Annotated in this window: 14 protein-coding genes; 7 read left to right on the top strand and 7 right to left on the bottom strand. The window is 40.9% G+C overall.

Annotated elements, in window-relative coordinates; translation table 11 throughout:
• Positions 1-86 precede the first annotated feature (86 nt).
• The 5 genes from BKL49_RS03500 to plsB all read right to left on the bottom strand — a co-directional run bounded on the left by BKL49_RS03500 (position 87) and on the right by plsB (position 8,663).
• Positions 87-1,253, bottom strand: a complete 1,167-nt coding sequence (locus BKL49_RS03500) for a WD40 repeat domain-containing protein (protein WP_077423241.1) — start codon at positions 1,251-1,253, stop codon at positions 87-89.
• 160 nt (positions 1,254-1,413) lie between these two features.
• A complete protein-coding gene (locus tag BKL49_RS03505) occupies positions 1,414-2,598 on the bottom strand; it encodes a WD40 repeat domain-containing protein (RefSeq protein WP_077423242.1) in 1,185 nt (394 codons plus the stop codon).
• A complete protein-coding gene (locus BKL49_RS03510) occupies positions 2,595-4,796 on the bottom strand; it encodes an alpha/beta hydrolase (protein WP_244151944.1) in 2,202 nt (733 codons plus the stop codon). The genes BKL49_RS03505 and BKL49_RS03510 overlap by 4 nt, the downstream gene beginning before the upstream one ends.
• Positions 4,789-6,123 carry a DUF4123 domain-containing protein gene (locus BKL49_RS03515; protein ID WP_244151945.1) on the bottom strand — a complete coding sequence of 445 codons (1,335 nt, stop codon included), beginning with the start codon at positions 6,121-6,123 and terminating at the stop codon, positions 4,789-4,791. Before BKL49_RS03515 ends, BKL49_RS03510 begins: the two co-directional genes overlap by 8 nt.
• A gap of 110 nt (positions 6,124-6,233) precedes the next feature.
• Complete coding sequence (gene plsB / locus BKL49_RS03520) at positions 6,234-8,663, bottom strand: glycerol-3-phosphate 1-O-acyltransferase PlsB (protein WP_077423243.1); 2,430 nt, start codon at positions 8,661-8,663, stop codon at positions 6,234-6,236.
• 157 nt (positions 8,664-8,820) lie between these two features.
• Between plsB and lexA the strand changes: the two genes are divergently transcribed.
• From lexA to dapF, 3 genes are all read left to right on the top strand, one after another.
• Complete coding sequence (lexA, locus tag BKL49_RS03525) at positions 8,821-9,447, top strand: transcriptional repressor LexA (protein ID WP_077423244.1); 627 nt, start codon at positions 8,821-8,823, stop codon at positions 9,445-9,447.
• A 164-nt stretch (positions 9,448-9,611) separates the two neighbouring features.
• The gene (gene nfsB, locus BKL49_RS03530) at positions 9,612-10,262 is read left to right on the top strand and encodes an oxygen-insensitive NAD(P)H nitroreductase (protein ID WP_077423245.1); all 651 of its coding nucleotides are present in this window, start codon (positions 9,612-9,614) and stop codon (positions 10,260-10,262) included.
• A 180-nt stretch (positions 10,263-10,442) separates the two neighbouring features.
• Positions 10,443-11,267 carry a diaminopimelate epimerase gene (gene dapF / locus BKL49_RS03535; protein ID WP_077423246.1) on the top strand — a complete coding sequence of 275 codons (825 nt, stop codon included), beginning with the start codon at positions 10,443-10,445 and terminating at the stop codon, positions 11,265-11,267.
• Positions 11,268-11,330: 63 nt separating this feature from the next.
• Here the strand turns inward: dapF and BKL49_RS03540 are convergent, their stop codons facing one another.
• Complete coding sequence (locus tag BKL49_RS03540) at positions 11,331-12,533, bottom strand: aromatic amino acid transporter (protein WP_077423247.1); 1,203 nt, start codon at positions 12,531-12,533, stop codon at positions 11,331-11,333.
• Positions 12,534-12,718: 185 nt separating this feature from the next.
• Between BKL49_RS03540 and BKL49_RS03545 the strand changes: the two genes are divergently transcribed.
• From BKL49_RS03545 to murQ, 4 genes are read left to right on the top strand one after another with little or no spacing between them, the layout of a single operon-like run.
• Positions 12,719-13,582, top strand: coding sequence for a YicC/YloC family endoribonuclease (locus BKL49_RS03545; RefSeq protein ID WP_077423248.1), 864 nt, complete (start codon positions 12,719-12,721; stop codon positions 13,580-13,582).
• Positions 13,583-13,590: 8 nt separating this feature from the next.
• Positions 13,591-14,430, top strand: a complete 840-nt coding sequence (ygfZ, locus tag BKL49_RS03550) for a CAF17-like 4Fe-4S cluster assembly/insertion protein YgfZ (protein WP_077423249.1) — start codon at positions 13,591-13,593, stop codon at positions 14,428-14,430.
• Between the two features lies 1 nt (position 14,431).
• Positions 14,432-15,556 (top strand): anhydro-N-acetylmuramic acid kinase, encoded by a 1,125-nt coding sequence (locus BKL49_RS03555; protein ID WP_077423250.1) that lies wholly within the window; start codon positions 14,432-14,434, stop codon positions 15,554-15,556.
• A 56-nt stretch (positions 15,557-15,612) separates the two neighbouring features.
• Positions 15,613-16,524, top strand: a complete 912-nt coding sequence (murQ, locus tag BKL49_RS03560) for an N-acetylmuramic acid 6-phosphate etherase (RefSeq protein WP_077423251.1) — start codon at positions 15,613-15,615, stop codon at positions 16,522-16,524.
• 408 nt (positions 16,525-16,932) lie between these two features.
• On the opposite strand, the gene BKL49_RS03565 is transcribed toward murQ, so the two are convergent.
• The gene (locus BKL49_RS03565; RefSeq protein ID WP_077423252.1) at positions 16,933-17,349 is read right to left on the bottom strand and encodes a transposase domain-containing protein; all 417 of its coding nucleotides are present in this window, start codon (positions 17,347-17,349) and stop codon (positions 16,933-16,935) included.
• Between the last annotated feature and the right edge of the window lie 22 nt (positions 17,350-17,371).

Genomic DNA, 17,371 nt, shown 5'->3' on the forward strand with positions numbered 1-17,371 from the left:
CCAAGTAATGAAACAAAAAGTGCGGTCAATTTTCCCGTTAAATTTTAAATATAAAAAACACTTAGAAAACCAACCGCACTTTCCTACTAATATGCCACCCAGATTTTCTCCAATTCCATTTTATCGGGGTGGTAGCGGTAAACGTTGATGCCACCGTGAACAGCTTGTCCTGTTACTAAGATATTTGCCTTGGGAGCTGAATCAACGCTATTTGATTTTTCAAAAGCATTAGTTGAAATCGCAGGATAAAAACCAATGTTCACATAGGCTTTAATCCATGGCTCACCAACAGTATATAAATTCATATATTCATTCCCCGTACCATCCATCATACCGGTTTGAGTTAACTGTATAAATTCTGTATCAGTAACAAAGGCATAAGCAACAGTATGTGGTGTTGCAAGTAAAACGCCTTCAGGAATAGGGCGATTCCCTCCTGTTTCACGAGTTTTGGTTTCTTCATTATAAAATCCATTTATTGATGCCAATGGTAGGCGGTAATTTAAATTATCGACCGACCACATATAATCCCTCTTGTTCTCTCCCCCTCCAATAATCCATTTTCCATCAGGACTAAATAAGACATCCGAGCGCCCTCCAAAACCGCCAAGACGGGCTACCGGCTTCAACGTTACTCTATCCCACAACGTGACACCATTATAGCTGCTTTTTTTATAATCACTCGGTTGAATCGGATCTGCTTTAGGATTTAGCTCTACCGCAGAATCAGGATCGTAAGGTCCGCCCGGAGAAGCGGATAAAAAATATTTTTCTGACAAGGAAAAATTATAATAATTCCGAATTGGAGTATCCGTATAAATCGGTGTCATCTCATCACCATAACCTTTATAAATTTCCCCCGTCTGATCTGCACTGATATAAAGTGTTCGATCTTCACTCATTAAATGCCGTTCGACTTTATAATGCTTAAAATGAGCAATCTCTTGTCCCTCTACATTTTGAATATGTACAACATTATGTTTATCCTGCCACATAAAATCATGACTGTTCGGAATAAAATAAGGGCTGTTTGTATTAACTCTTTCTGCCAGCACTGTCTTAGTGCGTTTTTCTATATCCCAAAGTACCAGTTTTTTTCCGTAATGCGCACTCACAACATACCGACCATCACTGGAAATACTTAAATTTCTGACGCCTTTGGTACTAGAAAAAACATCATGGCGGTTTTCATACACATAGTATCCGCCCCAACCTAAGGCGATAAATAAAACTAAAAAAAAGAAATTTTTCATTGATCACCTCCCGAGTTTTTAGGGTATCGCCCAAATTTTGAATGCTCCTGAATTTTTCTATCTATAATCCATTCTTTATAAGTATATTCGTAAATCAATGGAAAAAAAGTGCGGTTGATTTTTTGATTAAATTTCCTCAAAAACCAACCGCACTTTTCCACTAATACGCCACCCAAATTTTTTCTAACTCCATTTTATCGGGGTGGTAGCGGTAAACGTTGATACCGCCGTGAGCGGCTTGTCCGGTGACTAAGATATGAGCTTTGGGAGCTGAATCAACGCTATTTGATTTTTCAAAAGCATTAGTTGAAATTACAGGATTATTACCAATTTCTACATAGCCTTTGATCCAAGGATCTCCGGCCCTATATAACGAAACGATTTCTTGCCCATGTCCATCTTTACTCGGTCCAAAACGAATTTGGATAAAATCTGTCTCTGTCAAAAAAGCATAAGTTACGGTACTACTCATTGAATGATGCTGTTTTCCTTTAAATTTATCCGGTATTGGGAGTAATTGACTTTTGTCATCAGTATCCGTTTCCGGATTATAAATACCATATTCTGCATTAGCCAAGCGAATTCGATTTCGCAGATTGTTCACTTCCCACATATAATCACTCCTATTTTCCCCCCCCCCAATAATCCATTTTCCATCAGGACTAAATAACGCATCTGAGCGTCCACCAAAACCAAAAAGCTCTGCTGCCGGTTTTAACGTGTTTCTATCCCATAAAACAACACCGTTATAGCTACTTCTTTTATAGACACTTGGCTGAATCGGGTCGGCGATTGGATTCATTTTTACTACTGAGCCATCTTCTCGTTCCCCCCTACCCGATGAGGCGGTTAAAAAATATTTATCCGATAAATCAAAATTATAGTGACGTCGTGTTGGTGTATCCGTATAAATCGGCACCGTATCATCGCCATAACCTTTATAAATTTCCCCCGTCTGATCTGCGCTAATGTAAAGTGTTCGGTCTTCACTCATTAAATGCCGTTCAACTTTGTAATGCTTAAAATGAGCAATCTCTTGTCCCTCTACATTTTGAATATGCACAACATTATTTTTATCCTGCCACAGAAAATCATGGCTATTCGGAATAAAATAAGGACTGTTTGTATTAATTCTTTCTGCAAGCACTGTCTTGGTTCGTTTTTCTATATCCCAAAGCACCAGTTTTTTTCCGTAATGCGCGCTCACAACATACCGCCCGTCACTGGAAATACTTAAATTTCTGACACCTTTCGTACTGGAAAAAACATCATGGCGGTTTTCATACACATAGTATCCACCCCAACCTAAGGCGATAAATAGAACTAAAAAAAAGAAATTTTTCATTGGTCACCTCCCGAGTTTTTAGGGTATCGCCCAAATTTCGAATGTTCCTGAATTTTTCTATCCATAATCCATTCTTTATAAGTGTATTCGTAAATCAATGGAAAAACTTGATGTCGATCCAAATCTAACCATTCCCAGGTTCGCATTGCCGAATGCGAGATAAAATAGTAACGTTGTGAACCATCATCTTCGTCAATTACCTGACCAAAATATTCTAATTTTTCTAATTTTTTTTCTTTTTTACTTAATTTCTCAAGAAATGGATCATGCAACATCGCATCTTTCTTCGAAGAAAGTCTATCAAGGTTCTTATCTAAATGCTCAATAGTTTGCCGATCCCCCTGATGCCCCAATGCTGCCCGCACTTTAAAATAATTTTCCCTTTTCTCCCAATCGGACAAGGCATTTCCGATTAATACATCAATAATGTGATTTAACACTTCTTCAGGGAAGCATTTGAAATGGCTCCAAGGCTTTAAATAGGTTAATGGCGGAATAAAAATCGGGCTATTTTCCGGGTCGTTCACTCTTGCCGCTTCCTCTCGAATTAATGCCGCTATTTCTTGCTTATAACGATTAACTTGATAAGCATGAGGCAGTTTCGCGCATTCATCGGGTCGATATTGTTTTTCTGCACCGGCATACAGCAGATCACAGGTGTGCTTGATCTGAATAACCGATTTCTCATAATTGTAAATTCGCGTATCTTTATAATATTCTTTTAGTGCCGAATTACCCGTGGTAAAAGACAGATATTTGCTCGGATAAGCCCCGCCGATTAACGCAACCGGTTCGTAATCGCTATAACTATGATCGCTGCCTAATACGCCGTCTTCTTGTGAATATAACACGGTAATATGTTTCGGTACTTTATGGGCATAAGGGAAAATTTCCATAGCGAGCGGATTGAATACTTTTTTCGCCTCATAATTATCCAAATTCGTTAGCGCATTATCCGCCACCGCAGGTTCCCATAAAATCAGGTTATCAATCCGATTATCATATTCACCCGCCATATCACCTAAGATATTCATGGCAGAAAGTGCAACCCTTGCCCCTAAAGAATGAGTGATAATGTTGATTTTTACTTCTTCCCCAATCAACTGTTTCAACACGCTGGCAAGTTCCCGTCCGGCTTCATTAGCGTACATTTCCGCACGAAAGAAATTTAAATCCGGATCGACACTGCCCGACCAAGTCACGCCGACAATCCGACTATATTTATCCCATTCATCAAATTCCGCCAGCTTCTTTTTTCCCGAAGCGGCAAGATTCAAATGAAATTCAACATGAGGAAACCAAGATAAGGCTTCTTTACCATTCAGGAGCGGTGATAATTTATCATAGCTTTTTTTCACTTCAGCAGGAGCAAAAACATCCCGCTCCCCCATTTTTATATAACTCACGCCTTCGGCTAAATAATTTTTCTCTAACTTCTTATGTAAATCGACATTAGCCGCCTGTTTCATCAATTTATTATCATAGTACAGATAAGGTTTCTGAACTTGTTCCGGTGATAATTGGCTTCTATATTGCACTTGTTCGCCAAGTTCTTCACTTGAAGCAAAACGCCCTAAACTGCCCAAAGGGACGTTATAACCATGGATAAATAATGTTGCGTGTCCGCCGTCATCAATAATCTGCTGAATAACCTTCTCTTTTAATTGAACCACCGGCTCATTCTGCCTTAAGCGCAGATTCACTAAAATTGGTGGCGGTAAATACACCGCTTCTACTTTATTTTCCGTAAAACTCACTTGTACTTTTAAGGGATCGGCAAGTTGTTTCAAGGGTTCTTTTGAGATAGTAAATTCATCATCAGATTGATTTCGGGCTTTTATCAATACATACCCGTCTGAGGCTTTAAGCGGCGTATGTTCGGATTGTTCGGTTAAGCGGCGGTTATCTTTTTTTGTATAGGTTGAAGACACCGCTTCACCACCCGATAGCTGCCACGAAATCTCACCGCAGAGCACGCCGTTATGCACGCTTTCACCACTTTCAATCTTAGCCGGATACGCCTTACCGGAGCTATCAAACACCGTTACCACAATACCATCCGGCAGCTTACGGTATTCAGCTAAGCTGTCATGATGATAAATTGTCACATCCGCGCGACACATATTTGTCGAGCGGCCAATTTGTTCCGGCTGATGAGATGCCATCATCTTATTAAGTGCGGTATCTACACTAGACATGGTGTACTCCTGTTGGTTGTAATTGGTGACGAATACGCCCTTGTTTTTCTAATTCGTCCAATCGTTTTTCTAGATAAAACTGTTTTTCCTGTTCGGTGAAATCAGCCGCCAAAATTTCATTTAATTTATTTTCAGGATCCAAATAATTGATCGAATCCCCGTAAATCAGATTTGCCAATGCCAACTGTAGAATACTAATGGTTCCTTTCATATTTCCAAATTTCGCCAAACGATAAGCGTGATTAACTGTTTTTTCTACAATGTCCTTACCATAAGCATTAGCAAATTCAGGATGATGTAACATGAGTTCTTCAATGATTTTTTGACAAAGGCTATGATTATGTAATTCGGTAAATGCCTCAATCTCAAATTTATCAAACTGTTTTTTGGCCTTTTTAAAGGTCGATAAATCAACACTAGGCTCATATTCAATTAATTCATCACCACGTTTAATGCAAAATATTTTTTCAATCATATTTCCATTAAAAAATGCCGCTAATTTAGTTGGATAGGTTTGTAAACGGTCAAGATATTCTTCTAAAACAATTGGATCAAAAAAGCGAAAATAATAAAAGTGTTCTGTGTAATCCGGCAATATAAGCCACTTCCGAAAATGGTTTAATAATTCATCAAATGTTGCCTTTGAATGAAAAAATATACCAATATTACGTTCACCATAATTAATTCCCTCTACATAGTTTTCACCATTGCGACAAAATAAACGGGGTAATATGTCATGCCCTTTGGGAAGTTCGACTAAATAAGGTGCATTATTCGCATAAGTCTTTGCTTTTTCACCTTGAAATAAACAAGCATAACTGACACTTTCATTACGGAATAAGTCAGGAAAGAAACGTGCTGTTGCTGCATTAATCACCGCATAGCATTTGTCCTCAGCACCATTATTCCATAAGCGGGATTCAATGATAAGTGGCACTTCAAATAGTGCAAATTTTGAAATCGAAATTTGTTCTGACCAAGATGGAATGGCATAAATTTGTTTTCTTAAATTAGGTGAGCTTGTTTGAGGAAGATTATTACGATGAAGATAAAATAAAAATAGCGGTTGTTTTTTAGAGAGTTTTTTCGCTTCTGAATAAAGCATTTCAGCTAATGTATCATCCGTATGAAATTGTACATAATTTTCTAATGATAATATCTCCAACGGAAAAGAGAAGCGAAGTTGATGTTTTTGTTGGTAATATTGAATATAACTTTTTGCAACTTCCTCGTTATCAGCGTAAACCAGAATTAATACTTTTTCTTGTTCATTACCACTAATTTGAAATGCATCTTGAATCCAAATCAAAGAGAAATTACTATACATAAACCCTCCTAACAGAATAATTTATATAATTGGGATGAAGAAATAGAATGAAAAACGTAAGAAAGTGCGGTCAAAATATTCAGAATTTTAACCGCACTTTTCTTTTCGTTTTATTCTGCCTCTTCCAATTTTTCAGCCGCTCCCCGAATTGTTAAGCTAATTTCGCTTGAAATGAGGTGTTCCAGAATAGAAGAAAGTTCACCCAAATTATCAAGGTTGCCATTGCCTTCTTCATCGAAATAATTTTCCTCTTTCAATTTCGCAATAAATGCGGAGAACACGGCTTTGTCAAAGAACTCCGGAGCATTAATACCGTGCAAAACAGAAAGACGTTGCGCCACCAGCTGGCTTTCTTTTTCCAATGCACCACGTGAAATATTTGGATCTTTTTGCAAGAGCGTTACGGTGATGTAATAACGTTGCAAAATTTCACGTACGCCAGCAGACCAAAGTTGCAAAATACGTACTTTCGGACGATTAATAGAAAGCAAATTTTCGCTGGTGTGAATGACCTCTTGGCGGGTAAATTCCGTGATAATTTTGCTTATTTGGACTTTTAATTCTTCTTGTGTGAAGTGTAAAAATAACTCGGTTTGCAAGAACGGATAGATTTTACTCACCGCTTCCAATAACAGATCTTTTTGGATAGCTTCATAATGCAACACGATACTCGCCACTAAAGATGGCAAGACAAAGGCGTGCTGAATGTTATTGCGATAGTAAGTCATTAATACGGCAGAGGCGCGCTCAAGACGAACAATTTCGCCAAAATTATCTTTTTCCGTTAATACGCCAACACGATCAAGGCTTAACACGTGGTTCAACATTGCTTCCGGTGAATCTGTCGGTATCACCATATCTTCGGAATAAGGGGCATATTGCAACATTTGTTGATAACTACCGAGTTGTTCCAACAGTTGTTCACGGGAAAGGGCGCGTTGACGGGAAGAAAGTAATGCGGTTCCCACAAGGTTCATTGCATTCACCGCTGCCGCTTTATTAATGTTCACCATCACTTGATTGGAAATAGCACTCACCGCTTGATTAAACCATTGCGGTTTTTCCTCATTATTTTGTTCTTTCCAATCAGGGAAGTGGTGATTGAGATAGTTGGATAAGGTGATCGGTTCGCCAAAATTAACAAACCCCTGCCCTAAATTACGCAATTTTTTAATCACACGAAGCACTAAGCCGGCATTTTCTTTTTCTTTCGCCGCACCACGCAATTCTTTTGCGTAAGTATCTACTTCTAAAACGTGTTCGTACCCCACATACACCGGTACCACAGAAATCGGGCGGCTTTGGTTATGTTGAAGTGCTTGCAGGGTCATTGACATCATTCCGGTTTTGGGTGCAAGTAAACGACCGGTACGGGAGCGACCGCCTTCAATGAAATATTCCACAGAGTACCCACGGTGGAATAATTCCGCTAAATATTCACGGAAAATGGCGGAGTAAAGGCGATTTCCTTTGAAAGTACGGCGAATGAAAAATGCCCCCCAACTACGGAAAATTCGCCCTACCGGCCAGAAATTTAAGTTAATCCCTGCGGCAATATGAGGCGGCACTAAACCTTGGTGATAAAGCACATAAGAAAGTAATAAATAGTCGATATGGCTACGGTGGCAAGGCACATAAACAATTTCGTGGCCTTCCAGTGCCAGTTTACGCACGCGATCGGCATTTTGCACATCAATACCGGAATACAGTTTATTCCATAGCCAACGTAAAAAACGATCAGCGGCACGAAGGCTTGAGTGGCTCACATCTGCCGCAATTTCATTTAAAATTTTATAGGCTTCTTTTTCCGCTTTTTCACGACTGATATTTTTGTTTTTTGCCTCATCTTCAATGGCTGCTTGAATGGTGCTGGATTGTAACAATTTGTTGAACATTGCCTGACGATTAGGCAGGCGTGGGCCGGTTGCCGAAATACGTTGTCTGGCAAAATGCATTTTCGCTACGCGCGCCAATTTTTGTGCCATTTTTTCATCGGAACCGTGTTCATTTGCCATATAGCGCAATGAAACCGCTTGAGAAAAACGCACAAACGTATCACGTCCAAACCAAATTGCCGCAAAGGTTTTTTGTACACCGTTGAGTAAACGCAAATTCGGCAAGCCTGCTTTGTCTTCGTGTCCCGGTGAACGTCCCCAAAGTACGGAAACCGGCACCATTTGCACATCTAAATCCTCAAAAGTGCGGTGTAATTCCAAATACTTATTAAACACTTGAACGGTTTCATCTTTTGCCCCTTTTGATTTAAAAAAACGGCGACCTTCATCCAAATAGACATAACGTGGCAAACTCACACCACGTACATCATTTTTTTGTGCCGGATCGGGCAAACCCACATTCAAACAATTTCGGCGAAAAATCACAAAATCCGTTTGAGAGGTATAAGGCAAAACATAAACAATCGGTTGGGTAAGATTTAGCTGAAGTTCTTCAGCAGGGTTGGCGGGAATCGGATTATTTTTGACTAAGAACGACAAAGGAAATTCTAACAATTTACGATAAGCATTCATAATACTCGACATAATTAAGTTCTCTTTTGTTATCAATTATTTCCATAATAGTACCACATTCACGAAATGGCGATCCCCTAAAATTTCGTGCAAATCACAAATAACGGTTGCAACACTATGGCTTATGTATATAATGACAGAATTTCTGTATATAACAACAGGAGTGGATATGAAACCATTAACCAGCAGACAACAGGAAGTATTGGATTTACTCAAACGGCATTTAGAAACCAGCGGAATGCCGCCAACCCGTGCAGAAATTTCGCGTGAACTTGGATTTAAATCACCGAATGCCGCGGAAGAACATTTAAAAGCATTGGCTCGCAAAGGGGCAATTGAAATTATTGCCGGTGCATCACGCGGTATTCGCATTTTGGATGACAGTGCCAATAGCGAACAAGAAGAAGGGCTGCCATTAATTGGTCGAGTGGCGGCAGGTGAGCCCATTCTTGCCGAACAACATATTGAAGGAACTTATCGGGTAGATGCCGATATGTTTAAACCGCAGGCAGATTTTTTGTTGAAGGTTTATGGGCAATCAATGAAAGATATTGGTATTTTAGACGGCGATCTGCTCGCAGTCCATAGTACAAAAGACGTTCGTAATGGGCAAGTTGTGGTCGCCCGTATTGAAGATGAAGTAACGGTAAAACGTTTAGAACGTAAAGGATCTATAATCTATCTTCACGCCGAAAATGACGAATTTCAACCTATCGTTGTGAATCTTGAAGAACAGCCTAATTTTGAAATTGAAGGTATTGCCGTGGGAATTATCCGCAATAATGCTTGGATGTAAATCCATTCCCGCACAAGAAAAATCATTTATTAGAGGAGTGATAACAATCTGATAACAATATTGTGAATTCAGTCCTTTTTCTTTTTGAAAGAAAAATGGATCGTGCGGTGTCACAATTTTTGTATAATACCGCCCCCTAAATAACTCAATACAAAGGAAACATAATGAATATTAAACAAATCACTTCTCAACGTTATTCAACGAAAGCATTTGATGGCACGAAAAAAATTCCGGTAGAAGATTTTGAACAAATCAAAACGGCAATGCGTCATAGCCCATCGAGTGTCAATATCCAGCCGTGGCATTTTGTTATTGCCGATGATGAAGCGGGTAAAGCACGCATCGCCAAAGCAACAGAAAACTTTCCGTTCAATACACCGAAAATTACAGAGGCTTCGCACGTTGTTGTATTTTGTGCGAAGTTACAGGCTGATGATGATTTCCTCACTACTATTTTAGAACAAGAAGATAAAGACGGACGTTACGCCACCGCTGAATTTAAAAAAGGCGGTGATGATGCCCGTAAAGCTTTCTTAGGTATTCACCGCAATAAAATACAAGATGAAACGCAATGGTTGTCAAAACAGGTACATATCAATATGGGGTTCACATTAATGGCAGCTGCCGCACTGGGTATTGACAGCGTGCCAATGGAAGGCGTTGACTTTGCCGCATTAGATAGCGAATTCGGCTTGCGTGAAAAAGGCTACGCGGCGGTGGCGGTCGTTTCCTTCGGTTATCGTGCAGAAAGTGATTTCAATGCGAAATTACCCAAATCACGCTTAGAAGAAAACGTCATTTTCTCAAAGGCATAAACCATAAAATACAAGCGGTGGAATGTTGAACGTATCTTACAATCTGTAAAAACACCTTAAAATTTCACCGCACTTTTCCTAAAATTTTCATTCACTTCTCCAATTTAAAGCCTATTTGCCATTCGATCTATTGCTTACTATAATGCCTAGCTATCATTTTTAAAGAATTAAGGATAGGAAATGCAATTTTCCAAAATGCACGGTTTAGGCAATGATTTTGTGGTGGTCGATGCCATTACACAAAATGTTTATTTCACGCCGGAAACCATTAAACGGCTTGCCGACCGTCACCGTGGCATTGGCTTTGATCAACTTTTAATTGTTGAACCGCCTTATGATCCCGATTTAGATTTTCATTATCGTATTTTTAATGCCGATGGCAGTGAAGTGGCGCAATGTGGCAATGGCGCACGTTGTTTTGCCCGTTTTGTTACCTTAAAAAGTTTGACAAACAAGCAGGATATTGCAGTCAGCACGCAAAAAGGCAAAATGATTTTAACCGTGAAAGAAGACGGGAAAATCCGTGTCAATATGGGGGAACCCATTTGGGAACCGGCAAAAATTCCTTTTACGGCGAATAAATTTGAGAAAAACTATATTCTAAGAACGGATATTCAAACGGTGCTGTGTGGTGCGGTATCAATGGGCAATCCACATTGTGTGGTGCAAGTCGAGGACATTCGCACGGCAAATGTTGCACAATTAGGCCCGTTACTTGAAAGCCACGAACGTTTTCCCGAACGGGTAAATGCAGGCTTTATGCAGGTGATCAATCGTCATCATATTAAACTACGCGTGTATGAACGTGGCGCAGGGGAAACCCAAGCCTGTGGAAGCGGTGCTTGTGCCGCCGCTGCCGTGGGGATAATGCAAGGTTTATTAGAGAATAAAGTGCAGGTTGATCTACCGGGTGGTAGCCTGACCATTGAATGGGAAGGGGAAGGCCACCCACTTTATATGACAGGCGATGCAACCCATATTTATGACGGAAATATTCAGCTATGAGACAAAAGTGCGGTCAAAATTGACCGCACTTTCACTTTGATTCGATGATAAAGAATTTCTCGATTAACCCACAACAAACGGCAAATACCCTGCACGAATAGCAAATGGAATAGAGGTAATCACCACGCCCAATACCAACACCACAAATAAGGTGAAGTTGCCGCCCCATACACGGTATGGCAGGTTAGGATGAATACGGCGGGCTTTCCACACCAAACTAACCGGTAACACAACAGCGTAAAACGCAAACATTTGACCGGCATAACCTAAGGCTAAAATAAAACCTTCCGGATAAAATAAGGCGAATGCAAGTGGCGGAATAAAAGTGAGCAAGCCAAGTGAAATACGCCCTGCCGAAATGTTAAATGAACGTTTTAGCAAGTCTTCAATACATTCCAATAACCCCAATCCCACGCCCAAGAAAGAAGTCACCAATGCCAAAGTAGAGAATAATTTGACCGCACTTGCGATAACGGAACTACCGGTAATGGCAAGGGTGGCTTTCACTAAGCCATTTAACGTGGCATCCTCTTTTAAGATTTGTAAAAACTCGTTTTGCGTCAGTAAACCGTGGGTAGAAAGTTGCCATAAAATATATGCGCCAAGTGTAATTGCCGAACCAACCAAAATAGAAATACGCAAGGCTTTGACATTACCGCCCAAATATTTATTTAAGCTAGGAATCGAACCGTGGAAACCAAAAGCGGTGAAAAATACCGGACTGGCAGAAATAATCAGTGCATTATCAATCGGCATTGCCAGTAGATTATCCATTTTAATTTCCGGCAACATTAACCCTAAAACCACGGCGAACGCCGCCAACATCACAAAAAACAACACACGATTGATTTTATCTACACTATGTGTACCGATAACAATAAACGCCCCAAAAATCACAGTAAATAAAAGAATACTGATTTTGCTATCAAAACTTTCCGGTAATAAACCGCTTAATAAAGAACCGCCACCGCTCACATATGCGGCAATTAATGCATATAAGAAAATAATTAACACAGCAGTGGCAACAATCCGCCCGAATTTACCAAAATATTGCTCCGCCAGTGTGCCAATTCCCGCATCGCTTTCGGCGGTTTGATAGAGTTCCACAAATAAAAGGGCGGTGAAGGTGAGTAATGCCCAAAGCCCCAATAATAAAACCAAGGTAAAACCGAAACCGATACCGGCAGAGGTGAGAGGCATTGCCAACATTCCGGCACCGATCATCGTGCCGGAAACAAGCAAAGTGCTGCCAACTGTTTTGTTCATATTTGATTCCTTAATATGTAATAAAAAATTGACAAGGATTGTATTTTAAAATTTACACATTGTAAACGCTTTGTCATAAATATTCCGAGAAGAAAACGAATCTAAAAACCGCCCCTATGATTGACCGCACTTTCCCGCTACAATAGCCGACAAATCAACTAAGACAAATAAAGATAGGAGATCTTATGATTTACAGTATGACGGCATTTGCCCGCTTGGAAGTAAAAAAGGACTGGGGCGATGCGGTATGGGAAATTCGTTCCGTTAATCAACGTTATTTAGAGAATTTTTTCCGTTTGCCGGAGCAATTTCGTGGCTTAGAAAATACCTTGCGTGAAAAACTACGCCAAAACCTCACTCGCGGTAAAATTGAATGTTCCCTGCGTATTGAAACCAAAAAACAAGCCAATGCCGAACTGAATTTAAATAAAGAACTGGCGAATCAGGTAATTCAATCTTTGCAGTGGATTAAAACACAAGCCGGCGAAGGCGAAATTAATCCGGCTGATGTACTGCGTTATCCCGGTGTAGTGGAAGCGCAGGAGCAGGATTTAGATGCCATTAGCCAAGATTTATTGACGGCATTTGATACCCTTCTAGAGGATTTCATTGCAATGCGTGGGCGTGAAGGGGAAAAATTACAAGCAATTATTCAGCAACGTTTGGAAGCCATTTCAGTGGAAACGGAAAAAGTGCGGTCACAAATGCCGGTGGTTTTGCAATGGCAACGTGAACGCTTACAGCAACGTTTTGACGAGGCAAAAATTAGCCTCGATCCCCAACGTTTGGAACAAGAAATGATTTTGCTTGCGCAGCGGGTGGATGTGGCAGAAGAGCTTGATCGCCTTCAAATGCACGTAAAAGAAACGGCGAATATTCTGAAAAAAGGCGGTGCAGTCGGACGTAAATTAGATTTTATGATGCAAGAACTCAATCGGGAATCCAACACCCTTGCCTCTAAATCAATCAATGCGGAAATCACCGCCTCTGCCGTGGAATTGAAAGTCCTTATCGAACAAATGCGTGAGCAAATTCAAAATTTAGAATAGGGGGAAAAATGACCCAATTTATCCAACTTAATGATTACCAACTTATTGAAGTGCAGGGCGTGGATGCGGAAAAATATTTGCAAGGTCAGCTAACCACCGATGTGATGTCATTGGCTGAAGGGGCAACCACGCTAACCGCCCATTGCGATCCCAAAGGGAAAATGAGTGCAATTTTTCGCTTATTAAAAGTGAGTAGCGAACAATTTTTCCTACTGGTAAAAAGCGATTTATTACCAAGTGCCTTGGATAATTTGAAAAAATATGCGGTGTTTTCCAAAGTTGGGCTGAATTTGCGTGAGTGGCAAATTGTGGGCGTAATCGGTGAAAAATGTGGAAAAATTCAACCGCACTTTACCTTAGAAATTGATGAAACCCGTGCGATTTTGCTTAACGAAACCGCGCTACCAATCACCTTCAACGGTAATGAAAAGCAATGGGAATCGGCAGATATTCAGGCAGGACTGCCAAATTTGAACGCCAAAATTCAAAATGAATTTATTCCACAAGCCTTAAATTTACAAGCGATTGAACAAGCCGTTTCTTTTACTAAAGGCTGTTATATCGGGCAAGAAACCGTGGCACGGGCAAAATATCGTGGTGCCAATAAGCGGGCAATGTTTACGCTGAAAGGCGAAACACAAACCCTTCCTGAAATCGGCAGTGAAATTGAAATGCAACTTGAAAATAGTTGGCGTAAAACCGGCACAATCATAAGTGCGGTCAATCTTGAAGGCGTTTTGTGGTTACAAGTGGTGATGAACAATGATATGCCGAGCGACCAAATTTTCCGCCTAGCGCAAGATAGCAGCCGCCTTACCCTTCAACCCTTGCCTTATCCATTAAATTAATATGCAAACGGAATATTACATTGGCATAATGTCCGGCACCAGCCTTGATGGCGTGGATGTTGCACTGGTTGATTTTGCCTCGCCACAGCCTAAATTAGTGGCGGCGGACTTTACCCCAATGCCTGCTGATTTACGGGAAAAAATCAGTACACTGGTGCAATCCGGTGAAACCAATTTGTCGCAATTAGGCGAATTGGATCATCAACTTGGTTTACTTTATGCCGATTGTGTCAATAATTTTTTACACAAACACCGTCTTTTGCCGGCACAAATTAAAGCCATTGGCTGCCACGGGCAAACGGTGTGGCATTCGCCACAAGGGAAATACCCTTTCACAATGCAAATTGGCGATATGAATTTAGTTGCCACCCGCACGGGGATCACCACCATAGGCGATTTTCGCCGTAAAGATATGGCATTGGGCGGACAAGGTGCGCCATTAGTACCGGCATTTCATCAAGCGGTCTTTTCAGATCCTCACTATTCCACTGTTGTCTTGAATATTGGCGGCATTAGCAATGTCTCTTTATTAATTCCGAATCAACCGGTGATCGGTTTTGACACCGGCACAGGAAATACATTGCTTGATCTGTGGATCGAAAAACATCGGGGTATTCCTTACGACAAAAATGGTGAATGGGGAGCAGGCGGACAAGTAAATAAAATCTTGCTGAATCATTTGCTGGACGAACCTTTCTTTCAACAAAAGCCCCCAAAAAGTACAGGACGGGAACATTTCAATTTAACGTGGTTGAAGGATAAAATTGAAAAAACGCAGTCAAAAACAACCGCACTTTCACCGCAAGATGTGCAAGCCACATTAGTCGAATTTAGCGTTCGCACGATTGCAGATAGCCTGAAAAACATTGATACCGCGTTACCCAAACGCCTCTTGGTTTGTGGTGGTGGGGCGAAAAATTTGTTAATGATGCAACGTCTTAAAGAGGCGTTACCGCAATGGCATATTCACACCACCAATGAATTTGGAATGGATTTGGATTATGTAGAGGCAGCCGCTTTTGCGTGGTTGGCTTATCGCCGAATGCACAATCAATCAGGCAATTTACCGGAGGTAACCGGTGCAAAAAGTGCGGTCAGTTTAGGGGCTATTTTTCCAAAGCCTTGATTGCTTTTATCGCTCCCACACCACGATATTTCATCATTTTCATCATAGGAAACACCGTGAACGAACAACTTCTCAACACACTCTCCACATTAATTACCGAACAACGGAATCCTCGTTCAATCAATCTCGATCAACTTTCCGCCTTGGAAATTGTTACCCTAATGAATGAGGAAGATAAACAGGTTCCCCCCGCCATCACAGAGGCATTACCACAGATTGCACAAGCGGTGGAAGGCATTGTAAAGGCATTTCAACAGGGGGGGCGTTTAGTTTATATCGGTGCGGGAACAAGTGGACGATTAGGCGTATTGGATGCTTCCGAATGTCCCCCAACTTTTGGTGTGAACGATGAAATGGTCAAAGGCATTATTGCCGGTGGCGAGCGTGCCATTCGTCATCCGGTGGAAGGGGCGGAAGATAATGCAACCGCGGCAGAAGTGGATTTACAAGCAATCCATTTCAATGAAAAAGATGTGCTGGTTGGTATTGCGGCAAGTGGTCGCACACCTTATGTTTTGGGGGCGTTGCGTTATGCCAAACAACTTGGTGCCACAACGGTATCCATTTCAAGCAATCCTCAATCGGCAATGGCAAAAATAGCCGATATTGCTATTGATACGATTGTGGGGGCGGAGGTGCTGACCGGTTCAAGCCGTTTGAAATCCGGTACGGCACAAAAATTAGTGCTGAATATGCTTTCCACCGCTTCAATGATTTTACTTGGCAAATGCTATGAAAATCTTATGGTGGATGTGCAAGCGAGTAACGAAAAACTGAAAGCCCGCGCCATTCGCATTGTAATGCTGGCGACCGAATGTGATAAAACCACGGCGGAACAAACCCTCCTGCTTGCCGAACAAAATGCCAAACTGGCGATTATGATGATTCTAAGCGGATTAGAAAAAAATGAGGCACAGGCGTTATTGGAAAAAGAAAAAGGACAATTACGAAAAGCGCTAGCAGAATAGATGAAAATCCCGGCGATGTCGATAAACTGAAACAACTTCGTTCGCCGGATAAGTTGTATTATCAAGAAGAGAGGTAATACATTGAAAATGCTTACCCTTTTCTGTTTTTTCTAATCCTAATTCACGTAAGACATCGTATTTTACCCCTTTTCGTAAGGGAATAAGCCAATGGCTTTGTGTTGAGGATGTTTGTACCCTTGATAATCGCTATTAATGACCTGATGGCTCATTAAATCCATATGACAAAACCACTTTTACTTGAGGATAAAGCCTTTGTCTGCGATATGTCCCGAACGTCCAAAGTTTGTGCATTTTCAGACGTATCTTCAGTTCTAAAAACCACTCCGTCTACAGAAAAGAGATTCAGCCCACACAATTTAGGGTACCCTTGATAAAAGTAAGGTGAAACTAATTTAAAAGTCGTTTTAGGCTTTCTGCCCTCAATCGTTGTTTGGATTGAACAAAGCACTCGGGGGGTATCACCTGTTTTTTACCGGGGAGGGGTAAATCAAGCTGGCTTACGATACTTCTCAAGGATTGTTTGCGATAAAGACCGATGCCAATGATCGACCAAATGACTGATTCGAGGAGAAGTCTACGTTTTCTCACTGTTGCGATACCACTTTCTTCTAAAACTTGAGAGACCAATTCATCATCAAGGAAAGAACTGAGTTTGTTGAGGGCTTGTGAGAGTTCCATAGATAATCCGGTACCAAAATTGATACCGGATGATTTAACGATCATTTCGATCGTCAAGAGGATTAATTGATCTGCATTACGGTTAAATTTGACCGCATTTTTATTTTTACAATATGACGTAGACATTGGACAAATCTTATTTCAAGGC

The sequence above is a fragment of the Rodentibacter myodis genome, from assembly GCF_001999305.1.
Taxonomy (GTDB): Bacteria; Pseudomonadota; Gammaproteobacteria; order Enterobacterales; family Pasteurellaceae; genus Rodentibacter; species Rodentibacter myodis.

Coding starts and splice junctions, on each gene's coding strand:
- BKL49_RS03500 (WP_077423241.1), bottom strand. CDS start 1,253: ATGAAAAATTTCTTTTTTTTAGTTTTATTTATCGCCTTAGGTTGGGGC.
- BKL49_RS03505 (WP_077423242.1), bottom strand. CDS start 2,598: ATGAAAAATTTCTTTTTTTTAGTTCTATTTATCGCCTTAGGTTGGGGT.
- BKL49_RS03510 (WP_244151944.1), bottom strand. CDS start 4,796: ATGTCTAGTGTAGATACCGCACTTAATAAGATGATGGCATCTCATCAG.
- BKL49_RS03515 (WP_244151945.1), bottom strand. CDS start 6,123: ATGTATAGTAATTTCTCTTTGATTTGGATTCAAGATGCATTTCAAATT.
- plsB (WP_077423243.1), bottom strand. CDS start 8,663: ATGTCGAGTATTATGAATGCTTATCGTAAATTGTTAGAATTTCCTTTG.
- lexA (WP_077423244.1), top strand. CDS start 8,821: ATGAAACCATTAACCAGCAGACAACAGGAAGTATTGGATTTACTCAAA.
- nfsB (WP_077423245.1), top strand. CDS start 9,612: ATGAATATTAAACAAATCACTTCTCAACGTTATTCAACGAAAGCATTT.
- dapF (WP_077423246.1), top strand. CDS start 10,443: ATGCAATTTTCCAAAATGCACGGTTTAGGCAATGATTTTGTGGTGGTC.
- BKL49_RS03540 (WP_077423247.1), bottom strand. CDS start 12,533: ATGAACAAAACAGTTGGCAGCACTTTGCTTGTTTCCGGCACGATGATC.
- BKL49_RS03545 (WP_077423248.1), top strand. CDS start 12,719: ATGATTTACAGTATGACGGCATTTGCCCGCTTGGAAGTAAAAAAGGAC.
- ygfZ (WP_077423249.1), top strand. CDS start 13,591: ATGACCCAATTTATCCAACTTAATGATTACCAACTTATTGAAGTGCAG.
- BKL49_RS03555 (WP_077423250.1), top strand. CDS start 14,432: ATGCAAACGGAATATTACATTGGCATAATGTCCGGCACCAGCCTTGAT.
- BKL49_RS03565 (WP_077423252.1), bottom strand. CDS start 17,349: ATGTCTACGTCATATTGTAAAAATAAAAATGCGGTCAAATTTAACCGT.